19 protein-coding genes are annotated in these 24,277 nt (G+C 57.7%); 4 read left to right on the plus strand and 15 right to left on the minus strand.

Going from position 1 to position 24,277, the window contains the following annotated elements:
* Positions 1 to 34: 34 nt before the first annotated feature.
* Positions 35 to 1,951, minus strand: coding sequence for a 2-isopropylmalate synthase (gene leuA / locus Tam1G_RS02975; protein WP_033890730.1), 1,917 nt, complete (start codon positions 1,949 to 1,951; stop codon positions 35 to 37).
* Between the two features lie 167 nt (positions 1,952 to 2,118).
* Entirely contained in the window at positions 2,119 to 3,510 is a 1,392-nt protein-coding gene (locus Tam1G_RS02980; RefSeq protein ID WP_033890731.1) for a metallophosphoesterase family protein, read from the minus strand.
* 428 nt (positions 3,511 to 3,938) lie between these two features.
* On the opposite strand from Tam1G_RS02980, the gene Tam1G_RS02985 reads away from it, so the two are divergent.
* Complete coding sequence (locus tag Tam1G_RS02985) at positions 3,939 to 4,802, plus strand: FadR/GntR family transcriptional regulator (RefSeq protein WP_081890032.1); 864 nt, start codon at positions 3,939 to 3,941, stop codon at positions 4,800 to 4,802.
* A 189-nt stretch (positions 4,803 to 4,991) separates the two neighbouring features.
* Here the strand turns inward: Tam1G_RS02985 and Tam1G_RS02990 are convergent, their stop codons facing one another.
* The 9 genes from Tam1G_RS02990 to Tam1G_RS03030 all read right to left on the minus strand — a co-directional run bounded on the left by Tam1G_RS02990 (position 4,992) and on the right by Tam1G_RS03030 (position 15,188).
* Positions 4,992 to 5,951: a dihydrodipicolinate synthase family protein gene (locus Tam1G_RS02990; RefSeq protein WP_033890732.1), complete on the minus strand. Its 960-nt coding sequence runs from the start codon at positions 5,949 to 5,951 to the stop codon at positions 4,992 to 4,994.
* A 45-nt stretch (positions 5,952 to 5,996) separates the two neighbouring features.
* Positions 5,997 to 6,830 (minus strand): ABC transporter ATP-binding protein, encoded by an 834-nt coding sequence (locus Tam1G_RS02995; RefSeq protein ID WP_033890733.1) that lies wholly within the window; start codon positions 6,828 to 6,830, stop codon positions 5,997 to 5,999.
* Positions 6,827 to 8,902, minus strand: a complete 2,076-nt coding sequence (locus Tam1G_RS03000) for a dipeptide/oligopeptide/nickel ABC transporter permease/ATP-binding protein (protein WP_081890033.1) — start codon at positions 8,900 to 8,902, stop codon at positions 6,827 to 6,829. The genes Tam1G_RS02995 and Tam1G_RS03000 overlap by 4 nt, the downstream gene beginning before the upstream one ends.
* 2 nt (positions 8,903 to 8,904) lie before the next feature.
* The gene (locus Tam1G_RS03005) at positions 8,905 to 9,861 is read right to left on the minus strand and encodes an ABC transporter permease (protein ID WP_101625418.1); all 957 of its coding nucleotides are present in this window, start codon (positions 9,859 to 9,861) and stop codon (positions 8,905 to 8,907) included.
* 126 nt (positions 9,862 to 9,987) lie between these two features.
* Positions 9,988 to 11,556, minus strand: coding sequence for an ABC transporter substrate-binding protein (locus Tam1G_RS03010; protein ID WP_033890734.1), 1,569 nt, complete (start codon positions 11,554 to 11,556; stop codon positions 9,988 to 9,990).
* A 243-nt stretch (positions 11,557 to 11,799) separates the two neighbouring features.
* Positions 11,800 to 12,468 (minus strand): N-acetylmannosamine-6-phosphate 2-epimerase, encoded by a 669-nt coding sequence (locus Tam1G_RS03015; protein ID WP_033890735.1) that lies wholly within the window; start codon positions 12,466 to 12,468, stop codon positions 11,800 to 11,802.
* A 27-nt stretch (positions 12,469 to 12,495) separates the two neighbouring features.
* Positions 12,496 to 13,497 carry an ROK family protein gene (locus Tam1G_RS03020; RefSeq protein ID WP_033890736.1) on the minus strand — a complete coding sequence of 334 codons (1,002 nt, stop codon included), beginning with the start codon at positions 13,495 to 13,497 and terminating at the stop codon, positions 12,496 to 12,498.
* Positions 13,494 to 14,438 (minus strand): DUF4862 family protein, encoded by a 945-nt coding sequence (locus tag Tam1G_RS03025; protein WP_033890738.1) that lies wholly within the window; start codon positions 14,436 to 14,438, stop codon positions 13,494 to 13,496. The genes Tam1G_RS03020 and Tam1G_RS03025 overlap by 4 nt, the downstream gene beginning before the upstream one ends.
* 129 nt (positions 14,439 to 14,567) lie before the next feature.
* Positions 14,568 to 15,188, minus strand: coding sequence for a DUF5701 family protein (locus Tam1G_RS03030; protein ID WP_033890739.1), 621 nt, complete (start codon positions 15,186 to 15,188; stop codon positions 14,568 to 14,570).
* Between the two features lie 193 nt (positions 15,189 to 15,381).
* Here Tam1G_RS03030 and asd point away from each other — a divergent pair, with 193 nt between their 5' ends.
* Positions 15,382 to 16,476, plus strand: coding sequence for an aspartate-semialdehyde dehydrogenase (gene asd, locus Tam1G_RS03035; RefSeq protein ID WP_033890740.1), 1,095 nt, complete (start codon positions 15,382 to 15,384; stop codon positions 16,474 to 16,476).
* A gap of 88 nt (positions 16,477 to 16,564) precedes the next feature.
* Here asd and Tam1G_RS03040 read toward each other — a convergent pair whose 3' ends face one another.
* Together Tam1G_RS03040 and Tam1G_RS03045 are read right to left on the minus strand one after the other, a co-directional pair.
* Positions 16,565 to 17,131 carry an ACT domain-containing protein gene (locus Tam1G_RS03040; protein WP_033890741.1) on the minus strand — a complete coding sequence of 189 codons (567 nt, stop codon included), beginning with the start codon at positions 17,129 to 17,131 and terminating at the stop codon, positions 16,565 to 16,567.
* A 95-nt stretch (positions 17,132 to 17,226) separates the two neighbouring features.
* Positions 17,227 to 17,991: an aspartate kinase gene (locus tag Tam1G_RS03045; RefSeq protein ID WP_051917361.1), complete on the minus strand. Its 765-nt coding sequence runs from the start codon at positions 17,989 to 17,991 to the stop codon at positions 17,227 to 17,229.
* A gap of 612 nt (positions 17,992 to 18,603) precedes the next feature.
* On the opposite strand from Tam1G_RS03045, the gene Tam1G_RS03050 reads away from it, so the two are divergent.
* Both Tam1G_RS03050 and Tam1G_RS03055 read left to right on the plus strand, forming a co-directional pair.
* Positions 18,604 to 19,032, plus strand: coding sequence for a hypothetical protein (locus Tam1G_RS03050; protein ID WP_033890742.1), 429 nt, complete (start codon positions 18,604 to 18,606; stop codon positions 19,030 to 19,032).
* Positions 19,033 to 19,780: 748 nt separating this feature from the next.
* Positions 19,781 to 20,884 (plus strand): class C sortase, encoded by a 1,104-nt coding sequence (locus tag Tam1G_RS03055; RefSeq protein WP_051917362.1) that lies wholly within the window; start codon positions 19,781 to 19,783, stop codon positions 20,882 to 20,884.
* A gap of 35 nt (positions 20,885 to 20,919) precedes the next feature.
* Here Tam1G_RS03055 and recR read toward each other — a convergent pair whose 3' ends face one another.
* Positions 20,920 to 21,522, minus strand: coding sequence for a recombination mediator RecR (recR, locus tag Tam1G_RS03060; RefSeq protein WP_033890743.1), 603 nt, complete (start codon positions 21,520 to 21,522; stop codon positions 20,920 to 20,922).
* 18 nt (positions 21,523 to 21,540) lie between these two features.
* Positions 21,541 to 24,267, minus strand: a complete 2,727-nt coding sequence (locus Tam1G_RS03065) for a DNA polymerase III subunit gamma and tau (RefSeq protein WP_034534698.1) — start codon at positions 24,265 to 24,267, stop codon at positions 21,541 to 21,543.
* Positions 24,268 to 24,277 lie beyond the last annotated feature (10 nt).

A 24,277-nucleotide genomic window follows, 5' to 3' on the forward strand; every position in this document is an offset into this window, starting at 1 on the left:
CCAGCTCCCCTGACAAGGGGAGCCAGAAGGAGGGTCAGCGTGCGCGGCGGGAGCGGTTGATGGCGGAGATGATGGCCTTCAGTGCGCTGGTGGTGATGGAGGAATCGATACCCACACCCCAAACGATCTGTGCATCATCGGCCTCGCCAACCTGGCATTCCACGTAGGAGGCTGCCATAGCGTTGGTGCCCACGGACATCGTGTGCTCCACGTAGTCCATAACGGAGGCATCCACGCCGAAGTTGGAGATGGCGTTGAGGAAGGCGGCAATCGGACCGTTGCCCATACCGGAAACCTCGCGCTCCACCGGCTCATCCACGCCCACGTTCACACCGCGATCGAGCAGGCGAGCCTTGAGCACAGTATCGGAACCGTCTTCGCCGGAGCTGATAGCCACCTTGAGCAGCTTCAAGCGGCCCCACGGAGCGAGCGAAGCGTCGTGAGTATCGCCCACGACCACGCCAGCGGCAGTCATACCAGACTGCTCGACCGGCAGGTACTCGTCCTTGAACAGACGCCAGATATCCTCGTCCTTGACTTCCTTCTTGGTGTCGTCCGCGTACTTCTGCACGATCTTGTCGAATTCCACCTGCAGGCGCTTCGGCAGGTCAAGGTTGTGGTTGGTCTTGAGCAGGTAGGCCATGCCGCCCTTGCCGGACTGGGAGTTGACGCGGATGATGGCCTCGTAGGTGCGGCCGATATCCTTCGGATCGATCGGCAGGTACGGCACGAGCCAAATGAAGTTGTCCAAATCGGCACCAGCGCGCTCGGCGGCCACCTGACGAGCCTCGAGACCCTTCTTGATGGCGTCCTGATGGGAGCCGGAGAAGGCGGTGAACACGAAGTTGCCGGCGTACGGGTGACGTTCGGAAATCTTGATCTGGTTGCAGTACTCAACGGTCTTGCGGATTTCCGGCACGTTGGAGAGGTCCAGCTGCGGGTCAAGACCCTGGGTCAGCATGTTGAGACCCAGCGTGACGAGGTCCACGTTGCCGGTACGCTCGCCGTTGCCCAGCAAGCAGCCTTCCACACGATCAGCGCCAGCGAGCACAGCCAGCTCGGTGGCGGCAACGCCCATGCCCTCATCGTTGTGCGGATGCAGGGACAGCACCACAGCATCGCGATCGTCCAAGTGAGTGGACACGTACTCCACTTCGTCGGCGAACACGTTCGGCGTGGTCATTTCCACGGTGGCCGGCAGGTTGATGATCATCGGATGTTCAGGGGTGGGCTTAATCACGCCGATCACAGCGTTGCACACCTCGACTGCGTACTCCGGCTCGGTACCGGTGAAGGATTCCGGCGAGTACTCGTAGTACAGGTCGATGCCCTTGGCTTCGGATTCGAGGTCCTTGCACAGTTCGGCGGCGTCCGTGGCGAGCTTCTTGATTTCTTCCTTGTTCTTGCGGAACACGACTTCGCGCTGCAGCACAGACACGGAGTTGTAGAAGTGCACGATGGCACGCTTGGCACCCTTCAGTGCCTCGTACGTACGGCGAATCAAGTGCTCGCGGCACTGGGTGAGCACCACGATGGTCACATCGTCCGGAATCAGCTCACGCTCGATGAGCATGCGAATAAAGTCAAAATCAGTCTCAGAAGCGGACGGGAAGCCTACCTCGATCTCCTTGAATCCCATGGAGACCAGGAGATTCCAGAAGCGCAGCTTACGCTCGGAATCCATCGGGTTGACGAGTGCCTGGTTGCCGTCGCGCAAATCCACAGAGCACCAGCGCGGTGCGCGCTGCAGTCGCTTACCCGGCCACGTACGCTCCGGGTAATCAAACGGGACCTGCTTGTCGTATGCCACGTACTTGTTGTACGGCATGCGGCTCGGCTTCTGCGGATCACCGATGAATCGTGCCGGAGGCAGCAGCGGGTCATTATTACCCCCATTGGACGCTGCGGCAACCGCTGCGAGATCAAAAACGGATGATTGATCCTGACCCATCGTTCCTCCTTTTCTATTGATGTACGCGAAGTTCGTTTCCTATGGTTTGTCAAGAGCTTCGCGGCTTTGTTAATGTGCACGAAACATACTACAAGCCAGCGAGGGCAACACCCGCGAAAACCGCCGTATTGTGGCGGATTCGGCACATTGCGGCGGTTTGAGCTGGGTTATCGAGCGCTTTTCATCAATGATTTGATAATCGCCACAAAGCCCAGGCTGACTGCTCCGGCGAGCACAGCGAATACCTGCGGGCGGCGCAGTTCATTGCGAGCGCTGATGGCACCGGTGATGCAATGATCCTCGAACCAGACGCGTACCTCGTTGCTGGAGTAGCGGCCGACGAGTTCACCCCAAGTGAGCATGCGGGTCACGTAGCCGGCCGGATTGCTTTCATGGAATTCGAACAGGCGAATGCCGCGGTAACGGGACTTCGGGCCATAGCATTCAAATCCGCAGGTGGGCGCGTAGCCTAAATCGATGCCGTGCACATGGCCCACAAACGCGTTTTTATGGTCGTGGCCGCAGAACAGCGCGAAGTATCCGCCAGCTGCGGTAAGTGCAGCCACTTCCCCCACGTTTTCGTCCGCACAGCCGATGGCTTCGCCAAGACGAGAGCCCGGGCGGCACACTTCGTGATTGAGCACATAGCAGTGGCCGGCGTGCGAGCGTGCGCCTTCCACGGCGTTCGGAGTCCACGCGGGCACCTCTTTGAGGCAGTCGTAGAACTCCTGCGGCGGAATGTGCTGGAAGGCGATGGCCGGCACCGGTTTGCCGTCGCCGTTGCGAGCGCCAAGCTCATCTTGCACTGCACCCAACCATTCCAAGGCTTCTGGCGTAGGAGTGCCGTAGCCATCGGAATCAGCCAGATCAAGGCCGCGTGAGTTGACTACGTACGCGGGGTATTGTGCATCATTTTCGCGCTCACTGGCCGCATCGGTGTCGGCGGCGTAATCGCCCGAGTTCACCATCATGACGGACATGGCCACGCGCCCGGACCCATCGGATGACTCAATCGGTAGCGCAAAAGTGCCAGGTTCAAGGCTGTCTTCTGGATTAAGGCAGCCGGGGAATTCGCGGTAGATATCATCCTGTTCATCCGCGAGGATGCCGCACTGGAAATCATGATTACCGTAGGTGGCAGCAAACGGTACGTTTGCCTCGATGACCGGGCCGAGGAATCCGGCGAATGTGCGGCGGACTTTATCGCGAGTTTGATCCATGAGCTCGTCCATCGTAGGCTCAGCAGGCTGTGCAGCAGATTGCGCAGCGGACTGCGACTCGGCATGGCGCTTGATTCCACGCAACTTGGCTTCAACTTCGGTGACTACGCGCACGCGAGCGCCAGGTTCTTCGCCGCGGCGGCGCAGGAATGTGTCGATATAAGCGGGATCATAACCGCGGATTTGGTCGCCAGTGAATACCACAAGGTCAGGGTCGGCTTTGCGGATGGCCTCACGGATGAGGCGGATGGTGTCTTTTTGCACATCAGGGCCGTCTTGTACGTCGGCCATTTGCAGCACGCGGAAGCTGCCGTCTTCGCGGAATCGCAAGCTTGTCATGGTTCTTCAGTGTAGGGGCGAGTGCAGTTGAACGCCCCGCTATTCACAGGACCGGCACAGCACGTTTTGCTTCCGGAAATATGCGGGATTACAGATTGGCCGCGCGGCTATATTTCATTCATGATACCATAGAGTTGTCTGATGTCTGATAACTTAATGTTTGCCATCTCAACGACGAGTATGCAGAGCACCCCAGCACACCAACCATTGCATGCAAGTAGTCGGCAAACCGTAAACCAGCGACAGACACCCCCGAAATACAAGTTGCACCCTCTATCGGGCCAACCCGTATCGCAATAGGCGCAAAACCTAGTTTCCCTTTGCGTTTCGCACTATTGTGGTGGGCAATACCACCGGGGAAACTGCTTTTCTCAACCGCGACAACAACGTCACGGCCCCGCAAGGACGAACACGACAAGGAGCGTATCATGAGCAACCCATCCGGTCCGGCCGCACTTGAGACGCCGAACCAGACCGGGGAGTCGGCCCAGCCGCAGAATGGCGAGGCCCCGGAGGAATATACCTATACCCAGCAAGAGCTGGCGTTGTTGGCTCGACTATCACTACAGGGCGGCACATCCGCTATCTCTCAGCGCAGCCGTTGCGATGAGACGATGGACGCCATCAAATCCTATATTCTGCACGAGCACCTGCAGCCTGGTGACGTGCTTCCCACCGAAGCGCAACTGTGCGATACCATTGGCGCTTCTCGCTCTTCAGTGCGCGAGGCCGTACGCAAGCTTGAAGCTCTGAACATCGTCAAAGTGGAACACGGCAAAGGTACCTTTGTCGGGTCACTGTCTTTGGACCCGATGGTGGAAACACTGGCCTTCCGTTCCATGGTGTCCGTAGGCAAGAATTTCGCTGATCTGCAGGATGTGGTGCAATTGAGGCGATTCCTCGACCTTGGCTGCGCCGACGAAGTGGTGGCGTCGCTGGCGAACACCGAACAACCGCATCTTATGGAACTCGCCGACTCCATGACCGCAACGGCCAAAGGTGGCAAAACGTTCCTAGCGCTCGACATTGACTTCCATATGGGCATTCTCGACTCATTGGACAACACCATTGTCAAGCAGATGGTCCGTTCATTGTGGCTGGTTCATATGGCGGTACTCCCCCAGCTCGGACTGCCAGTATCCAGCGAACTTGACCGCACCGCATCAGCCCACCGTCGCATGCTCGACGCAGCGCTGGCCGGCGATGTTGAGGCATACCGCCGCGCTGTCATCGATCATTACGAGCCAATCGAATCCATTCTGAAGCAGCGAATCCTCGACGGCAACGAGTAATCGGCTCTTCGCCAATCCTCACTTCAATACAACGAATGCGGGGCGAATCACCGGAATTTTTTCCGAGTGATTCGCCCCGCATTCGTTAAGGAGGAGGAAAAAGAAGAGACGAGATGAAGTTAGAAATAGATTCGCGAGAGGTTGTGATTTGGGTCCGATTACATCAGACCCAAATCACATCAGACCAAATCAGACCGCAGTGGAAGCGCTGACTTCCTCGGCAGTGCGCACCGGTTCCAGACCGCATTCGCGCAGCACCGAGGCCACAGCCTCCACGTTCGCGCCGGTCAGCGCGCGTACCGGGTTGGGCATCTGATTAGTTTCAAACACGCCAAGCAGTGCCATAGCGGTCTTGAACGCACCCACGCCGGCTCCGAATCCGGAGACGCCGGAGGTCACGTTCACAATGTTCATCAGAGCGGCGAGCTTGTCTTGCTCGGTGCGCACGGTGGCCCAATCGCCGGATTCGTAGGCCTGCCACATGCGCACATAGCCCGTGCATTCCACGTTGCCCAGGCCAGGCACGCTGCCGTCTGCACCGGCCATGTAAGCGCCGTCCACCACGACTTCTTGGCCGGTGAGCAGCACCAGCGGATGGCCGGCCTTGCGATTGGCGTCGCACAGGAAGCGGAAGGACACGTCGTCGTTGGAGGAATCCTTCACACCGGTGAGCACACCGTCAAGGCCGAGACGAATCAGCAGATCGCCGGGCAGCTTCACGTGCACGCAGACCGGAATATCGTAGGCGAACAGTGGCAGATCCACAGCTTCGTGAATCAGTCGGAAATGGTTCTCGATTTCCGGTAGACCACCAAGCGCATAGAACGGTGCGGTAGCAACAATGGCATCGGCGCCGAGTTCGGCAGCTACCTTGGCATGCTCAATAACGCGCTCGGTTTCCGTATCGATGCAGCCAATCAGTACTGGCACACGGCCGGCGGTGAATTCGATGGCAGCTTCGATGATCTCACGACGGCGAGCGTCGGTGCTGAAGGCCACTTCGCCGGAAGAACCGAGGAAGAACAGGCCGTTCACACCAGCGTCAACAAGCCTATCAATGGAGCGTTTGAAGCTGACGCGGTCGAGCTGGCGGTCTGCGGTCAATGGGGTCACGACCGGTGGAATCACGCCGCGGAAAGTGGTGTTCATAGTGATGTTTCCTTATTGTTGAAAGTTCTGGTAGTGGACTATCGATCAGATGCACTCTTCTGGCGTTGGATGCAACAGCGACGGCGCTGCGCCCAGCAACAGTTTCGTGTAATCATCCTGCGGATTATTCAGCACATCCTTGGCTTCGCCATGCTCGACGATGGTGCCGTGATTCATTACGACAATTTCGTCGGAAACATAGCGGACCGTTTGGATGTCGTGGCTGATGAACACCATCGACAAGCCAAGTGACTTCTTCAGATCAGACAGCAGGTTGAGAATCTGTGCACGCACAGACACATCCAGTGCGGAAGTCGGCTCGTCAGCAATAATCGCATCAGGATTGAGCGATAGTGCACGGGCGATAGCCACACGCTGACGCTGGCCGCCGGACAGCTGACCAGGCAACGCGTTCAGCGCAGACTTCGGCAGACCGACCATGTCGATGAGCTCATATGCGCGCTTGCGACGCTCTGCCGCATTGCCGAGCTTATGCACGACGAGCGGATCCATGAGCTGGTCCTGCACGCTCATGCGAGCGTTCAATGCAGTGGCCGGATCCTGGAACACCACGGAGACCACGCGGCCGATATCCATGCGTTCCTTGGCAGTGCGCTTGGTCACATCCTGCCCCTTGAAGAACACGTGACCACCGGTAACGGTTTGCAAGCCGCACATCACGTTGGCCGTGGTGGACTTGCCGCAGCCGGACTCGCCCACAATGCCGATCGTGCGCCCGGGCATGAGCTTCAGGTTCACCTTGTTAACCGCCGTCACTTTCTTCGGGTGGAAGAGTGTTCCGGCGCGTGTGGTGAACACAACTTCGGCGTCCCGCAATTCGATGATTGGGGTTTCGTTGTTGTTGGTTGTGTTGTTCATCGCTGTGCTCCCTTCAGGGCTTCCGCAGCCTCCTGAGCGGCCACTTCTGGCGTGGGCGCGAACCAGTCATAGGTGAAGGCTGGTGCCGGTGCTGGATCCGGATCATCAGGTAGGCAGGCCACCATGTGCTGAGTGCCAGGCACGCGCTTCATCACCGGGTGGATGTCGAGTCCGCGGTCCGGGTGCGAGGAGCGCGGTGCGAAGCGATCGCCCTTCGGGAAGTCGGCCGGCGAAGGCACGGTGCCGGGAACCTGGTGGAGGCGACCCTGTCCGGCCTCGATGGAGGTGACGGAACCGAGCAGGCCGCGAGTGTACTCGTGGCGAGGATCGGTAAGGATCTCCTTGGTGGAGGCCTGCTCAACAACCTGGCCGGCGTACATAACGGTCACCGAGTGGGCGACCTTGGCCACCAGTGCCAGATCGTGGCTGACGAAGATCATCGCGAAGCCGAGCTTCTCACGCAGCTCGTTGAGCAGATCGATAACCTGCTTCTGCACGGTCACGTCAAGTGCGGTGGTTGGCTCGTCGGCGATGATGAGCTTCGGGTCGCGGGTCAGGGCCATAGCGATGAGCACGCGCTGGCGCTGGCCACCGGAAAGCTCGTGCGGATAGGATTCCAGCGTGCGCTTCGGGTCGAGACCCACCAGTTCGAGCAGTTCCTCGGCAGTGCGAGTGCCGCCGCGCTTGGTCAGCTGCTTCATCTGTGCCTTGATGAGCATAGATGGGTTGAGGCTGGAGAGTGCGTCCTGGTACACCATGGCGATTTCGTGGCCACGCAGAGCATTGTGCTCCTTGGGGCTCATACCAACAAGGTTCTTGCCGTCAAACAGGATTTCACCGCTGATTTCTGCCCTCGGGTCGAGCAAGCCCATGATGGCGAGCGAGGTGATGGACTTGCCGCAGCCGGACTCGCCCACCAGGCCCATGGTCTGGCCAGCGCGCACCGCGAAGGACAGGTGATCGACCACGTTCACGTCGCCGTGGCGCGGGAACTTGATGCACAGATCGCGCACTTCGATAACCGGCTTGGCGGTGGACAGCGGAATGAAGCGATCCTTGCGCTTGAGCTCTGCTTCACGCAGCTGTTCCAGACGCTTGTCGAGGCTTTCCTTCTGAGCAGCATATGCTGCCACCGGATCCACCAGCAGGCGATCCTCCTTGCGGCTCAGTTCCTTGCCTTCCTCAGTCTGCTTGATTGGGGCGGTAGGAGCGGCCACCATGGCGTCGGTGATGCCTTCGGACAGGATGTTCAGGCACAGCACGGTAATCATGATTGCCAAGCCGGGGAACATGGCCTGCCACCAGTAGCCGTAGAGCACGCCTGCCTTTGCGGAAGACAGAATGTTACCCCAGGTCGGAGTCGGCTCCGGAATGCCTGCGTTGATGAACGACAGGGAGGCCTCGAAGACGATGGCGTCAGCCACGGACAGCGTGGTGAACACCATCACCGGGGCGGCGATATTGCGCGTGACGTGCTTGAAGAGAATCCATGGAGCTCGAGCACCGGAAACGATGACCGCACGCACATAGTCCTTGCCATATTCGCTGATGATGTTCGCTCGCACAATACGAGCCACCTGAGGCACGTACAGCACACCGATGGAGATGATGATGCCGATCATCGACTGGCCGAGGATGGAGACGAACACTGCAGCGAGTGCAATGGTCGGCACAGACATCACGACATCAATCAGTCGCATGATGATTTCGGATACCCAAGTGCGCGACACTGCTGCAATGGCACCGATGATGGAACCGACCACCAAAGCGAATGCGATGGAGCTCAGGCCGATAACCAGCGAGTACCGTGCACCATAAATAACGCGGGAGAACACATCACGGCCCAGGTTATCAGTGCCGAACCAGTGGTCGCCGGTTGGGGCCTGATAGCTCATGGTGATCTCAGTCGGGTTATGCGGGGTTACGACGGACGCGAAGATGGCGGCCAACGCGAGCAGCGCGATAACGATAACGGAGATGCGTGTGCCGATGCTCATGCTCGACCAACGCTTGACTTTGACTTTGGTATTGGGTTTGCTGAATTCGCGGGTTGCGTTGTTGCTTCCGAACATCGTCACACCGTCCTGATTCGAGGATTGATGAGGACATAGAGCAGATCGACGATCACATTGACCACCATGAAGGCCAGTGCCACGACCAATGCCACACCTTGCACGAGGGTCGGCTGGTTGTTGTTAATACCGTCGAACATTGCGGTACCCATGCCGGGCAGCGCGAAGATGACCTCGATGACGATAGCGCCACCCATGAGGTAACCGATCTTCATACCGAGCATGGTGACCGGGGTGATAAGAGCGTTGCGGAAGACGTTACGGGCCACGACCACACCCTTGGGCACACCGGCACCAATGGCGGTGCGCACATAGTCCTTATCCAGCTCCTCAACCATGGAGGTACGGATAATACGGGTGAGGGAGCCGGCCACCGGCAGGCCGAGCGCGAAGCTAGGCATAGCCATACGGGCCATATACCCGGCCGGATCCTGGGTGAAGGCGGGCAAATCGCCAGCGCCAGGCAGCCAAGCCATCTTGATCTGCAGTACGTAGATAAGCAATACGCCGAGCCAGAAGGACGGGGTGGCAATGGCGATGATGGAAACAACGCGAATGGCTTGGTCAACCCAAGTGTCACGGTAAAGGGCTGCCAGCACGCCGAAGATAACAGCGAAAACGATGGCGATAAGCAAGCCGATGAAGGTCAGCTGGAGAGTGATGGGGAATGCGGTGGCGATACGGCCGCTCACCGGATCCTTGTTGACGCCGTAGACGCCAAGGTCGCCGCGCAGCAGGCCGCCGAGGTAGGAGAAGAACTGTTCCCACCAGGGGCGATCGTAGCCCATCTCATGGCGGTACTGGGCGAGCGCCTGCGGGGTGGCGTTTTCACCGAGGGCCGCGACGGCGGGGTCGTACTGAGAGAAAGACATCAGGAAGTAGACCAGCAAGGTCACTCCGAATGCCATGAACGGCAAGGCGATCAGTCGTCTGCCAAGAAGGCGTAGCAGGTTATTCAATGGGACTCCCTTGTCAGGTGGTGCAAGAATGGCAAGGCCCTCCCGCCGCGCGGACGTTCAGATGTCCCGCTGCGGACGGGAGGGCCTGTGATAGTTGTGGATTGTGGACGATTGCTCGGCGGCTACTTACTCGTTGAGCTTGGCGTTCACGAGGTTGATGCCGGTCGAACCGATGGCGTCGACGCTCTTGAACACGCCCTTCTTGAAGGCAGTGGTCGTCTGGCGGTGGAACAGCGGGTAGAGCGGAACTTCCTCGCTGAGCAGGTCGAAGCACTGGTTCCAGTAGTCCTGGCGCTCATCGTCGGTGGAGGCTGCCAGAGCCTGATCCATCAGCTCGTGGAGCTGGGTGTAGCCTTCGGAACCGTTCCAGAAGGTACGGGTCTTGGTCCAAGCGTTGTCGCCGTACCACCAGTTCATCAGCAGGTCAGGGTCGTTGCCGAACACGGACGGATCGCCAGGAGCGAGGACCATGGAGAAGTCGGCATCTGCCTTGTCGGTGATGTTCGGGTAGAGAGCGGAGGATGCCATGGACTGGATGTCCACGTTCATACCAATCTCGGCCAGATCGTTCTTGATCTGCGGAGCCAGCTGAGTGATCCAGGAGTGGTCGGTGGTGTAGAGAGTGAAGTTCAGCTCACCGGTGACGCCGGCTTCCTTGAGCAGGGACTTGGCCTTCTCCACGTTCTTGGTGTAGACGTTGCTGGCCTTGTGGTAGTTCGAGAAGTTCTCCGGCAGGAAGCTGGTGGCTGCAGTGGCCTGGCCAGACATCTGGTTGTCGATGAGCTTCTGGGTGTCGATGGCGTAGAAGACTGCCTGGCGAACTTCCTTCTTGTCGAACGGAGCCTTCTTGGTGTTGAACATGAGGAACGGCAGGTTGAAGCCCTGGACGGTTTCAAGCTCGGAGCCGGAAGCTTCAAGGGTCTTGAAGGCGTTGGCGGGCACCATTTCCATCACATCGACCTTGCCGGCCTGCATTGCGGTGACGCGGGCGGTGTCATCGACGGACACGTTCCACACCATGTGTGCTGCCTGAGCAGGGTAGTCGCCGTTGTACTGGTCGTTCTTGTCGAACTTGACCTGCTGATCGGTGATCTCGGTGTACTTCCACGGGCCGGAACCGATCGGCTGTGCCTTGAGGTCCTCATCGCTCATCGAGGAAGGAACGATTTGGATGAGTGCCAGGCGCTGCTTGAACATCGGGAATGCACGAGTGAGCTTGAAGGTCACTTCAGTGTCCGACTTGGCTTCCACGGAATCGATGAAATCGAGCATGGAAATGTAGAGGCTGCCTTCGGCGGTGGTGCGCTTGTAGGAGGAAACCACATCGTCGGCGGTGACTGCGGTGCCATCGGAGAACTTGGCTCCGTCACGCAGGGTGACCACGTATTCGGTGTCGGATACCTGCTCCGGCTCACCGGCTGCAAGTGCGTTGAATACGGAATAATCCGTGTAGTTGAGTGCATACAGCGGTTCGGTCACGTGCCAGTTGCCGGCCATGGCGAGTGCGCTGGATGTGGTGGATGGCGAGAAATCGCGGGTTGCGTATGCGACTTGCGCCGTAATGGTGTCAGCAACTGATGTGCCTGTGTTCGACGCGCCTTGGGTGCTACCGCCACCGCCGCATCCGGCGAGCAGCATGAGGCCCGCAACGGTTGCCGCCATGGCAGCCTTGAACTTTCCATTTCTCCTGATCATGTGTTCTCCTCGTCGTTGAGTGAATATCGGACCATCGTTCGAACCGAGACGGTTCCTTTCCTTATGTCATGTGATTTGTGATTGTGGGTTGCTCACCATTCCGATCTCTCGGGTGGAGGTCCAGTCGAGAACCCTTGACGTCGTCGTCGAACTTTCTTAATGATAAGACGTCTGATGTCTGATTTCAAACTCGGAGTGTTGAAATCAGACATCAGACAATTTGCTGGCTCATCGCATAGATAATCAGAGCTGTGCCACAAACCAGCGAGTAATACTTGTGGGATGAGTGATTGCGGTGCCTACCACGGCAGCCCATGCGCCGGCTTCCATCACTTGATGCAGTTGCGCAGGCGTATGAATACGGCCCTCGCACAGCACTGGAACCTCAGGGAATGCCGCAATCATCTGGCCGAGCAGTTCGAAATCCGGACCATCGGTTTTCGGACGGTCACCCGTATACCCGGATAGCGTGGTGGAAATAATATCCGTGCCGGCTTCAACAGCGCGTTCAGCATCAGCAAAGCTGCCGCAGTCAGCCATCACCAGCACACCCTCATCATGCAGCGCGTGCACAGTATCCGCATACGTCAATCCATCTGGGCGCGGGCGGCCGGTCGCATCAATAGCAACAATATCCGCTCCGGCGGCAGCGCAGCACCTGGCGTGACGCAACGTCGGCGTAATGTACACGCCTTCCTCGCCGTCCTTCCAAATGCCGATAACCGGCACGCTTACCTGCCCTTTGATAGCCGCGATATCAGCCAGGCCTTGGCAGCGGATGCCCACCGCTCCGCCCTGCACAGCAGCCATAGCCATCTGCGCCATTGTTTCCGGGTGACGCAGCGGCTCATTGGGATACGCCTGGCAGCTCACCACCAGTCCGCCTTTAATACGCTCGATTGCCTGATGCATAGTCTTGCTCCTTTGCTCTTTTTATTCCTATGCCTTGCTCGGTTCCATATGATTCGCTCGCACATATCGGTCTATGGCTGCGGCCGCTCCGATAAGTGGCGCGTCACCGCCCAGTTCGCCTTCGACAAGCGGGGTGGGCTTGACCAACGCCAATGCCGAATCCGTAAATCCGGCGCGCAACGCATCCCACCACAGTGCTCCCGCCTTTACCACCGATCCGGAAATCACAATCACATCTGGATCGATAAGGTTACCCATGCCGCCGATGCATTCACCGAGCGCATGAGCACTGTCGGCCAGCACCGAGCAAGCCAGCTGCTCCCCCGCTGCGGCACGCGAAGCCACCTCAGCACCACTGGAAACCGGCGCTGGCTTATCAGCTGCACTGAGTTCCTCACAACGGTGGTTGTAGAGATCTTTCAATCCCGTACCGGATGCCACCGGTTCAATATGCCCTTCGCGAGTGCCGCATGAGCAGAGGAATCCCTGCCCGAGCGCGCTTGGCACATGTCCAGCATGGCCGGCAACACCGTGTGCACCGGTGAATAGTTCACCATGCATCACAATCGCCCCGCCGATGCCAGTACCCACACCGATTGAGAGCACTACGTCACTGTTGCGGCCTGCGCCATAGCTCGCCTCGCCAAGACCATGCGCGCCCACATCACCAATCATGCGCACTGGCAGATCGGTGATTTCAGCAAACGCATCATAGATATGCTGGCCGCGCCAACCGGGCAGAATATCAGTGGCGGAGACAATCACGCCGGTTTCGCTATCCGGCACTCCAGCCGCCGCAATACCAATGCCTGCGATTGCTATGCCTTCGGCAGATGCACGCTCCAGCTGCTGAGCAGCGAGCGCCACAATACGAGCTTTGAGATCATCGCCACCGCGCGATGCTTCAGTTGGAATTTCACAACGATTCGTTACTACCGGCTCTTGCTCGCCATTGAGCGGCTGCGGTAAGGTTACAAATCCTGAGGCGACTTTGGTGCCGCCGATATCAAACGATAGATATGTGCTCATGCATCGCCCGCCTTGGCTGATGTCTCGGCTGTCGCATCAGCCACCGCATCGTAAATGTGCTCCAGATAGCTGAGCCTTTCCTCAAGCGTCGCATTCTTTGGCACACACACTTTGGCACCCATATAGTCGAGCGGAGTTTCCTGCTCGCCAGCAGCGCGCACAGTATCCGCAATCGCAGCAGCATCCATCAGCGAGGTAGGCTCGTCCGGACTCATCGGCAGATGCCCGTCAATCCAACCGTAGCCATACTGAGTTTCCTCAGGACCAGCCCCAGAGAACATAAGACCACTCAGCACGCCGGCCTGAGCGGCTTTGCGCACATGATCAACGGCGGTAGCGGCAGTGCGCCCCTCCACCACAGACCTGCCCCAATTCACGGTCAAGCCAATACCAGCCTCGCGGCATAGCTCGATTTCGTCTTCGATGGGCAGGAATCCTTTTTCCGGCTTCTGACCCTCCACATACTTATCGCAATGCTCGATAACCAGCGACGCCTCGGACCAGTCCAGCTGCATAAGCTCTTCCAGTGAGGCGGCCATAGCGTCCTTGCTGGCCGCCGCCGTGGGGGCGGAGTGCACTTCGACGAATCGCACATCTTGGCTTCCGCGCCATTGCGTGAAGTCAGCGAGCGCATTCCGCACTTTCTTCAGCATGGCGAGCGCTGCGGCTCGGCCATCTTCGTTGGGGCTGGCGAGGCCGAAGTTTGGGTCTTTCCATACGTGCTGCATGGTTCCGGGAATAACGGTGATGGTATTGCCCCGCCAATGCGCAGGCAAAATACCTGCCATCCAAATGCGGCCTGCGGTTTCCGCAAAATCACCGGGGAACGGTAGCTCGGTACCGGCAATCCACGGCTGCCGGCCGAGCAGATTGTAATAGTCCTCTTGGGCTTCCCGCCCTTGAGGAAGCGACGCATACGCGCCCACGACAAATGAAGGCATGCTAGTTTCCTCCTTGAAATGCTGGTGCCTTGACATACCTATCCTACTATCATCAGACGTCTGATGTCTAATCTCTGGGAGAGGCGCACCTTATGCAGCACAAGGGTTTATGAGCAGGCCTTGCTTTCTTTAACGGAAGAGACTGACTCCGCGGCGGGCGGCGCAGTAGGCGTTACCAAGCCACGTGTGGCGAGAATTCGGCCACACAGCGCCGAGACGCGGCGCATTCTGGCTCATCCAAATGCTCGGCACGCGGCCATCTGCAGAACGGGAGCCCAACAGATTGAAGCCATTCTTGACCATCAACCATTCCGGATGCTGGGTGGCGATGGCAAGTCCCTCCTCGAGCGTGAGCGGCAGGCGATCATCGGAATCAAGCAGCTTACGAGCCACATCCGGCTCACGATTGACATAGCAAGTTCCAGTGTGCGGATCGACCACCAAATAGAACGGGCCTTCAGGCGGAGTGAAGCCGCTGACGGGCAGGAAGCTGGCGATATCGCGCGGCGGCATCGTGGTAAAGCCGGCCATGCGATTGATGGAGGTTCGAGCGATCAGCGATTCAGGCGAAACCAGCTCGCGGGTCGGCACCAGCAGAATATTCGAGCCAAGATCAGAATGCTCGAGTGCGCCAATAAGCGGGCGGGCCAGCGCACGAAATGCGGCGGCAGACATATCCGCCACATCCGGGTAGCCGAGAGCCACGATACGATCAAGCTGCTTTTGCGCCTCTACTGATGCAATAGACATGGCTACCAGACTAGCAACGTGGCGGCACAGGTGCCATCATCATATGGGAAACACGGCACCGGAACTGCTGAGATTCCGTACAATATTGACCCGTGTCCGACTGCACTGTGGAGCCGCACTGCTTAGTTGCACTGCGTAGCTACACTGCGCGGCCGTGCGAATCAATCCTGTTCCTTGGACCCAGAAGGTAATCATGTCCGAAAAATTGAAGGTCGGCATTCTTGGCGCCACCGGTATGGTGGGTCAGCGTTTCGTGACGTTGCTTGAGAATCACCCGTGGTTTGAGGTGGTCACCCTTGCCGCTTCCGCACACAGCGCCGGTAAGACCTACGAAGAGGCCGTGGGCGACCGTTGGAAGATGGAAACGCCTATGCCAGAATACGCCAAGCATATGGTGGTTGTGGACGGCGATGATGCCGAAGCGGTTGCCGGTGGCGTTGATTTCATGTTCTCCGCCGTGAACATGCCCAAGGATCAGATTCGCGCCATTGAAGAGCGTTACGCCAAGACTGAGACTCCTGTGGTCTCCAACAACAGCGCTCATCGTTGGACTCCGGATGTGCCGATGGTGGTGCCGGAGATCAACCCAGAGCATTTTGCGGTGATCGAGCATCAGCGCAAGCGTCTCGGCACTACCCGCGGCTTTATTGCCGTCAAGCCGAACTGCTCGATTCAGGCATACACGCCAGCCCTGGCTGCCTGGAAGGAATTTGAGCCGCGCGAAGTGGTGGTGAGCACGTATCAGGCCATCTCCGGCGCAGGTAAGACGTTCAAGGATTGGCCTGAGATGGTGGGTAACATCATCCCGTTCATTTCCGGTGAGGAAGCCAAGAGCGAGAAGGAACCGCTGAAGGTGTTCGGCCACGTGGATGCCGAACTCGGCGAAATCGTGCCGTTTGACGGTCCGCTGAAGATCACCTCACAGTGCATTCGCGTGCCTGTGCTCAACGGCCACACCGCAACCGTGTTCCTGAACTTCGGTAAGAAGGCCACCAAGGAAGAGCTCATCGACCGTCTGGTGAACTACACTTCTCAGGCTGCCGAGCTGGGCTTGCCGCATGCGCCGAAGCATTTCATCCAGTACCTGACCGAGGATGATCGCCCGCAGGTCAAGCTGGACGTGGATTACGAAGGCGGCATGGGCGTCTCGATCGGCCGTCTGCGTGAGGACTCCATCTTCGACTGGAAGTTCGTGGGCCTCGCGCACAACACCCTGCGCGGCGCCGCCGGCGGCGCTCTGGAATGCGCCGAAATGCTCAAGGCACTCGGCTACATCACCAAGAAGTAATGCTTTACAAGAAAGCCCTCCATATGGAGGGCTTTCGTATGCTGTACCGCGGATATGCAGGTGAAGTTAACCGGATATCCGTGCAAACTCAGCGGCCGGTGCCGCCGTACACCACGGCTTCAATCTGCTTGGCGTCGAGGCCATACGCAGTGTGCAGAGCCTTCACAGCCTCGTTGAGCTGATCAAGCGGCACAAGAGCAGCGATACGAATCTCGGACGTGGAGATCATCAGCACGTTGATGTCCTTAGCACTCAGCGCGCGGAAGAACTTGGCGGCCAGACCGGAGTGGGTCTTCATGCCGACACCCACCACGGCCACCTTGCCCACGTTGGTGTTGATGTCGAAGGAATGGTAGCCCAGCTCCTCCTGCTTATCGAGCAGCGTATCCTGCACCTGCTTAACCGCAGCCTCCGGAACAGTGAAGGAAATATCAGCAGTTCCCACAGATGCGCCAGCCTGCACAATCATGTCCACGTTCACGCCAGCGCTGGCGAGCTCGGTGAACACCTTGGCAGCCATACCCGGCTCGTTCGGCACGCCACGAACAGTGGCGAGCGCTTCAGAACGGTCGTGGGCGATGCCGGAAATTACCGGAGCCTCAGGGCCAAGATCGGGGAACAGCTCTCCCATGGACTTCGCTTCTTCTTCAGTCATGTCTTACCTTGTCTTGTTTGCAGTTGTTACGTTTACTTAGGTCTTATGCGAATCGTGATGATTGACCGCAGGCCGATGCAACCAATCGGCCGAACTCAGTCGATATTCGGCAGCGTGCGAGGATCCACACCCTCCGGCACCACCAATGTGCCCGGACGATGCGAGAACGAAGAGCGCACGTGCAGCGGCATGTTGAATCGCTGAGCATATTCCACGCAGCGCAGTGCCAGCACTTTGGAGCCGCAGGACGCCATTTCGAGAATGGAATCGTAATCGATTACCGGAATGCGGCGTGCGGCAGGCACAATGCGCGGGTCGGCGGTGAAGATGCCATCCACATCGGTGTAAATCTCGCAGATGTCAGCGCCGAGAGCCACAGCAAGAGCCACTGCGGAAGTATCCGAACCACCGCGGCCGAGCGTAGTGGCATCGCCCTTGGCGTTGATGCCCTGGAAGCCTGCCACAATGGCGATGTCTCCCAGAGAAAGCGCGTTCTTCACACGATCCGGCTTGACCGACTTGATGTGGGCAGCACCGTAACGAGCATCGGTGAAGAAGCCAGCCTGCTGACCGGTAAAGGAGTGCGCGCGGCTACCTTCGGCGTGAATGGCCATGGCGAGCAGGCTCATGGAGATACGCTCACCTGCGGTCATGAGCATATCCATCTCGCGCTCAGGCGGATTGGAGTCGATGCTCAAGGCCTGATCGATGAGGTCGTCAGTGGTGTCGCCCATAGCGGAAACCACTACGGCCACCTTGTTGCCTTTTTTCTCCGTCTCAACAACGCGCTTGGCCACACGCTTGATCGAATCGGTATCGGCGACCGACGAACCGCCGTACTTCTGCACGATGAGAGCCACTGTTGTCCTTCGTTCTTCTCTCGGCTGCGGACGGTAGGCTCATCCGATATTTCGGTACCGCTCACCATCCCGGGTTTTGCGCTTCATTCTACGTAAGCGGCACGATTATAAGGATTGTTAGCGTTGCCACATGGACGCACACCCATCATGCGGACGTTTTACGCTGCACAGCCGCCTCTCACGTGCTGCACAGCCACCTCTCACGCACTGCATTCCGGGAAATGCGCCGCATAACCGCCCCTCGCACGCCACATTCCGGGAAATGCGCCGCATAACCACCCCTCACGCACCGCATTCCGGGAAATGCGCCGCATAACCACCCCTCACGCACCGCATTCCGGGAAATGCGCCGTGGAACATACCATGAAACATACCGTTTGCGACGCAATACCCGGAATGCGGCGTAATTGCACCCACTACGCGGCGCATTCCCCGGAATGAGGCACGAGAGACATCCCAAGCCGCTACGAGCGACAGCACGCAGCATGAATACTGCATGAACTTACGTAGTTTCCCGGCTTGTCGTATTCCATAGCACGCCCATGCGCCGTACCGTTAAAGTACGTCGTGGAGGTTGCAATCGACGCACCACCCAGCAGCAAGGAGGCCACGATGGCCGGCAAGAAGGATCATTCATTCAACTACTGGAGCATGAATTACCGGGGCAGGTTCCGCCGCACCAAAAAGATGATGCCTTTTATCATCGGGCTTTGCGTGCTGCTGCTGATTCTTGGCGTGCTCTCCGACGAGCTTGGGAAGGCATTGCTGTGGATCGTTCTCATCTTGGTTATTGGCGTAGCGCAATATTTCTTCACCAAGAAGAAAGCTGAGGAAGAGGAAGCCCAAGAAGCTGCGCAGGCACGTGCTCAAGCGCAGGCCGCACCCGTGCAGCCCAATCCGGCTGCGCCACAATACGCTCAGCAATATACCCAGCAACCATATGCTGCACCTGCACAATATGCGCAGCCACAGCCACCGCAGCAGTCGCTGTCTGCGCCAGTTCCTCCCACTCCACAAGCACCAAGCAATACTGCACAGTAAGCGTTACTGCCTAGCCTGCATCCAGTACCACTGTGCAGCTGCCCTGTGCAGTAGTACTGTGCAGTAGCTCTATGCAGTAGTCGAAAATACGGAGTCTACTGAGGAAATCAATTCTCAAGATTCTTTCAGGTGATTGCTCTGGGGTTTTGAGACAAACGCATCAAGCCGCTCAGGTTCGCCGGCTTATATAAGAACTACCGGCAAGCAAAGCCCAAGGAAAACGATCCGACAAGGATCGCGGACCGCAGGCCCAGCGAACCGGCGAGGCACACTCCCGGAAGGCAGGCGATTGACCGCAGCAAACGCCAGCCGGCCGGCAAACCCCACAACTATAATTGAACCCCTTTCTTCTTCCTCTCTCCTTCTCTCAAAGGTCCGGTTGCAGCACCTCGCAACCGGACCTTTTGTTATGTTCTGTCACTCGATGCTCTGAGCCCGGGTTTCAGTCAATCGAATACTGGGCATTTGCAGTTTTACCCTCCTAGCGTATTTACCCCCTATATCGATTCTTTAATCAGTGTCTTTCGGGGGCATTCGGTATTGCAATCAGCCAACTGAATTGATGGGCCGCTAAACAAAGCGCCAGTCGCAAGGTCAACACAGCCCTATCTATTCGGGGGTTTATAGACGCAATATCGGGGGTGTGTACGAGATTTGCGGAGAGCTACGGGGTTTGCGCTACGACTTTGGCACAGAGTAACGTGGCGAACGACTGCAGCAGACTGCACATACAAGGGGAGGCTCAGCGATGGCATTGCAGCATAAGCACACAATGCAGCACACGCGTGAGGCGGCTACCGCGAGCAGAACCGAGGCAGACCAGCAACAGCAGACGTTCACGCCCACTTCATTCAATGAGGCGATGGATACTGCTGATATAGCGGCTGAGCGTCGCCGATTGAGGCGCAATCTTCTAATAATGCGTCTGATTACCATCCTGCTGCTTATTGCAGCACTCGCCGTGGCATGCTTCCCCCTGGCACTGCAATTCCAATCCGGTATGGAGCTTGCGAAAACCGCGGCCACCAGCGCCCAGAACGTAGCGAACTGGCCATACCCGCAAGCTGATGATGCGCTCAAAGCCGCTCATGAGTACAACAAGAAGCTTGCGGAATCAGGCCAGCCTATTTTGGGTGAAGCAGTGGATCCGTTCTCAGGAGCACAAGGTGGCTCGCAGGCCAGCGGAGAGGATTCCGCGTCCAAGAAGGACACCGAATATCAGAAGCTGCTGAATACTGGCGACGAAGTAATGGGCACAATCAAAGTACCCAAGCAATCAATCAATCTGCCGATTTACCATGGCACCTCTGAGGAAGCCTTGGCATCCGGAGCCGGGCATTTGTATGGCACTTCGCTGCCTGTGGGCGGCGAGTCCACCCATTCGGTGATTACGGGTCACCGTGGTCTCGTTGAGGCCATGATGTTCACGCGACTCGATGAGGTAAAGAAGGGCGACTTCTTTTACATTGAGGTTATGGGGCAAACACTGGGATACAAGGTCGATCGCATTTCCGTGATTCTGCCTAATGACACGTCACAGCTCAAGATTGTGAAGGGCGAGGATCGCGTCACGTTAATGACCTGCACCCCGTATGGCGTGAACACTCATCGTCTGTTGGTTTCCGGGCATCGTGTGGCAATTCCTCTGCCGGCTCCCGAACCGAATGATGTGCATGATGCTCGCAACATAGCGATTGCAGCAGCACTGGCCGTACTGCTGCTCGGCTGGTTCTTCGTGTGGCTTGCGCGGAGGAAGCACGTGGCTCGTATTATGCGGCATGCGGCATTCTGGCCGTGGCAAAAGAGTCAAGGTTCCGAGCCGAATAATACGTTATTGGATGACGCCAAGTAACTGCCGCGCCCTCACGGGGAGTTATGCCTGCGGTTTCAGGCCTCGCGGCGGCCGGCAAGAGCGCGGCCAAGCGTGACTTCGTCAGCATATTCCAAATCAGAGCCAACTGGCAGGCCACTGGCAAGACGCGTGATTTTTACTCCCACAGGGCGCAATAGCTGAGTCAAATAGCTGGTAGTCGCCTCACCCTCGATATTCGGGTCAAGTGCCATGATGACTTCCGCGACTTCCTTGGTTTCCAAGCGCTTGAGCAAACCTGGAATCTTAAGATCAGCAGGACCCACGTTAGCCATTGGATTGATTGCGCCACCGAGCACGTGGTAAAGGCCACGGTATTCTCTCGTACGTTCGATGCTCATCACATCTTTGGGCTCTTCCACTACGCAGATTACGGAGTGGTCGCGGCGAGGGTCGGCGCAAATCGGGCAGGGGCTCGTCTCGCACACATTGCCACAAATATCGCAGAACCGGACTTTATCTTTCACTTCTTCAATGGCTTCGGCCAGTTCTCGCGCTTCATCGTCCGGCGCGGACAGCAGATAAAATGCAATACGCTGCGCTCCCTTAGGCCCAATGCCGGGCAGGTTTCCGAACGCATCAATCAAACGCTGAATGGCGCCATCATAGGCGAGTGCCATGCTTACTGCTCCTTACCGTTATTCGCCGAGGTGCTTCTTGGCTGGCTGAATGTTCTTAGGATTGTGCGGATCATCAGCCGAAAACTCTTTGACCTCTTTCACCTCAAACATCTTCTTTAAATCGTCCAAACTCATTGCTCGAGAGTCACCGAGCGATTGGTCGCTCATCGAGTATTCGTCTTCTTCCGGGTCGATCGGCGGCTCGGGAGATGAATCCTGCTGTGAACCTATGCGGGAGTTGGCTGACTGTTGATTCCAAGGGTCTGCTTCCACCCTGGGTTCCGCACTATATTGTGGCGATTGCGGTGCTTCCTGAGCCTGCTCCCAGCCGCTCGGCCCGGCCATATTCTGAGCCTGATTCCAAGGGTCTGGCGCTGCATTCGGCATGGCTGGCGCTGGCTGATTCCACGGATCATCATTCACGGAAGCAACTGGAGCTTGAGGTGCTGGCTGGTTCCACGGATCATTGTCCGCAGTGGCCGCAGGGCTGGGCTGATTCCACGGATCCATATCCGATGGAGGCATAGCATCCGGAACTGCCGGCTGAGACTTGGCTTGGGGCTGAGGCTGAGCCGTGGCCGGTTGAGCCCAGGGGTCTATACCATCACTGGTATCAGGTACTGCAACGTGCTTCTTATGATGCTCTTCTTCTGCAGGTTCCGGTGTGCTAAGGTTTCCGGCCGCGTATGGCTGGTTCTGTACCGGAGACGCACCTGTCGGCTTAGCCCAAGGGTCGTCGTCAGGAAGCTGCGCAGACCCTCGATGGGCATCCTCAGCTTCTTCGGCATGACTGGAAGTCGCAGACTTCTGTTCCTTGGGCTCGCTGGCAGTATGCATGCCTAGTCCAGATCCCAAGCTTGCTGCGGCAAGACCAGCTTTCGCCAATGCGATCTGCTGCTTGACCTTAGCCAACTGCTCAGGGCTCATGCGTTTGATGGACTCTACTCGATCGCCGTTGGCGGCAACAGGCGTAGGCGCAATAACAGTGGTTGCGCCGAACTCTTGGCGTACGGCGTCTTGCACTACGATTGCGGCTTTCTTACCGTTCGAGTCAACAGCCAGCGCAAAGGCATGCTGACTGAGCGATTGATCGAATGTCAGCGAGAGGCATGGCAAGCCCTTGCGATTGGTACCAAACTTTACCGTTGGTACTTTGGCGCGAGTTACATATTCACGAATAGCTTCAGGCAATGCCGCAACGGCTGCATCCCATTTTTCGTCCACAGAACGGGTATCGTTCGCGGGGGCTGGAGCGGAAGCTGCGACCGGAGTGGCTGCTGCAGCAGACTGCAGGCCAGAAGCCGGCTGCTGAGTGGGAGCTGACTGAGCAGCTGACGCTGAAGGCACAGACTGTTCAGCCGTCACAGTTCCAGTCCAATCAGATGCATTGGTGGACACATTTGATTGCGGAGTTGGTACCGTCTGAGCTGGTTGCTGCGCACCTTGGGTGGTATTACGCGAGGAACCAACGAATCCGCCACGATTGGCTTGCTGCGTATTCGCATTGCGCGATGCCCCCACAAAGCCGCCCGAAGCCGCATGATGCTGCGCTCCAGCGCCAGCAGAGCTTCCCGAGTTTGTAGCGGCGGCATTAGCCGGCGCACCAGCTGTAGGCGCGGTAGCAGCGAGCGCAAATCCTGATTCAGCGCCGGCAAGCAATCTAGCGGCCAGTAATTCAAGTCTCATACGCGGTGAAATTGCCCCGGTCATGGAACTCAATGTGGCGTTGATGATGTCTGCCATGGCAGTAAGTTGGCCTAAGCCCAAAGCAGCAGCCTGACGATGCAAATCACCCATATCTTCTGCTTCGGCAGTATCAGACAGCACTGATTCAGCAGAATCACCGGCAAGTGTTAGTACCAGTAGGTCACGCACGCGAGCCAGAAGGTCTTCCACAAAGCGGCGTGGGTCAAAACCGCCCACCACAACCTTTTGAATCACTCCGTATAGAGTTTCGCCGTTATGGTCGATAACCGCATCGATGGCTTCACCGATAAGCGCTTCCGGAGTGAATCCGAGGAGAGCCACAGCGGCATCATGCGTAATAACACCTTCTACAGAGCCAACCATCAGTTGGTCGAGTACGGAAAGTGTGTCTCGCATCGAACCGCCGCCTGCGCGCATAGCAAGCTTGAGCACGCCAGGTTCGGGCTTAATGCCTTCCTTATCGCAGATCTTTTCCAGATAAGGGCCCATAACCTCCTGTGGCACCAGGCGGAACGGATAATGGTGTGTACGTGAGCGAATAGTGCCAATCACCTTATCTGGTTCGGTGGTGGCGAAGATGAACATCACATGCTCAGGTGGCTCTTCAACGATCTTAAGCAGTGCGTTGAAGCCCTGCTGCGTGACCATATGAGCCTCGTCAAGGATGAAAATCTTGTAGCGATCGCGGGCTGGGGCAAATCCAGCGCGTTCGCGCAATTCTCGAGCATCATCCACACCGTTGTGTGAAGCCGCGTCGATTTCTACCACGTCAATGGAACCTGGGCCTCCGGTGGCCAGGTCCTTGCAACTGGGGCATTCTCCGCAGGGATGGGAGGTGGGGCCTTTGGCGCAATTGACGCAACGCGCGAGGATACGGGCAGAACTAGTTTTGCCGCAGCCTCGCGGACCGGAGAATAGATAGGCATGCGTAAGCTTGCCCTCGTCTAGGGCTCGCATCAGCGGAACAGTAACCTGGTCCTGGCCGATTACTCCTTCAAAGGTGTCCGGACGATAGCGTCGATACAGTGCAAGTGCCATAGCTACTAAC

It is taken from the genome of Bifidobacterium imperatoris, from assembly GCF_002860405.1.
In the GTDB taxonomy this organism is placed as follows: domain Bacteria; phylum Actinomycetota; class Actinomycetes; order Actinomycetales; family Bifidobacteriaceae; genus Bifidobacterium; species Bifidobacterium imperatoris.

Bases quoted from the DNA above. Each gene is read 5' to 3' on its own strand.
- asd (WP_033890740.1), top strand. From the start codon at position 15,382: ATGTCCGAAAAATTGAAGGTCGGCATTCTTGGCGCCACCGGTATGGTG.
- Tam1G_RS03020 (WP_033890736.1), bottom strand. From the start codon at position 13,497: ATGAGCACATATCTATCGTTTGATATCGGCGGCACCAAAGTCGCCTCA.
- Tam1G_RS03025 (WP_033890738.1), bottom strand. From the start codon at position 14,438: ATGCCTTCATTTGTCGTGGGCGCGTATGCGTCGCTTCCTCAAGGGCGG.
- leuA (WP_033890730.1), bottom strand. From the start codon at position 1,951: ATGGGTCAGGATCAATCATCCGTTTTTGATCTCGCAGCGGTTGCCGCA.
- Tam1G_RS02990 (WP_033890732.1), bottom strand. From the start codon at position 5,951: ATGAACACCACTTTCCGCGGCGTGATTCCACCGGTCGTGACCCCATTG.
- Tam1G_RS02985 (WP_081890032.1), top strand. From the start codon at position 3,939: ATGAGCAACCCATCCGGTCCGGCCGCACTTGAGACGCCGAACCAGACC.
- Tam1G_RS03015 (WP_033890735.1), bottom strand. From the start codon at position 12,468: ATGCATCAGGCAATCGAGCGTATTAAAGGCGGACTGGTGGTGAGCTGC.
- Tam1G_RS03050 (WP_033890742.1), top strand. From the start codon at position 18,604: ATGGCCGGCAAGAAGGATCATTCATTCAACTACTGGAGCATGAATTAC.
- Tam1G_RS03030 (WP_033890739.1), bottom strand. From the start codon at position 15,188: ATGTCTATTGCATCAGTAGAGGCGCAAAAGCAGCTTGATCGTATCGTG.
- Tam1G_RS02995 (WP_033890733.1), bottom strand. From the start codon at position 6,830: ATGAACAACACAACCAACAACAACGAAACCCCAATCATCGAATTGCGG.
- Tam1G_RS03065 (WP_034534698.1), bottom strand. From the start codon at position 24,267: ATGGCACTTGCACTGTATCGACGCTATCGTCCGGACACCTTTGAAGGA.
- Tam1G_RS03055 (WP_051917362.1), top strand. From the start codon at position 19,781: ATGGCATTGCAGCATAAGCACACAATGCAGCACACGCGTGAGGCGGCT.
- recR (WP_033890743.1), bottom strand. From the start codon at position 21,522: ATGGCACTCGCCTATGATGGCGCCATTCAGCGTTTGATTGATGCGTTC.
- Tam1G_RS02980 (WP_033890731.1), bottom strand. From the start codon at position 3,510: ATGACAAGCTTGCGATTCCGCGAAGACGGCAGCTTCCGCGTGCTGCAA.
- Tam1G_RS03040 (WP_033890741.1), bottom strand. From the start codon at position 17,131: ATGACTGAAGAAGAAGCGAAGTCCATGGGAGAGCTGTTCCCCGATCTT.
- Tam1G_RS03000 (WP_081890033.1), bottom strand. From the start codon at position 8,902: ATGTTCGGAAGCAACAACGCAACCCGCGAATTCAGCAAACCCAATACC.
- Tam1G_RS03010 (WP_033890734.1), bottom strand. From the start codon at position 11,556: ATGATCAGGAGAAATGGAAAGTTCAAGGCTGCCATGGCGGCAACCGTT.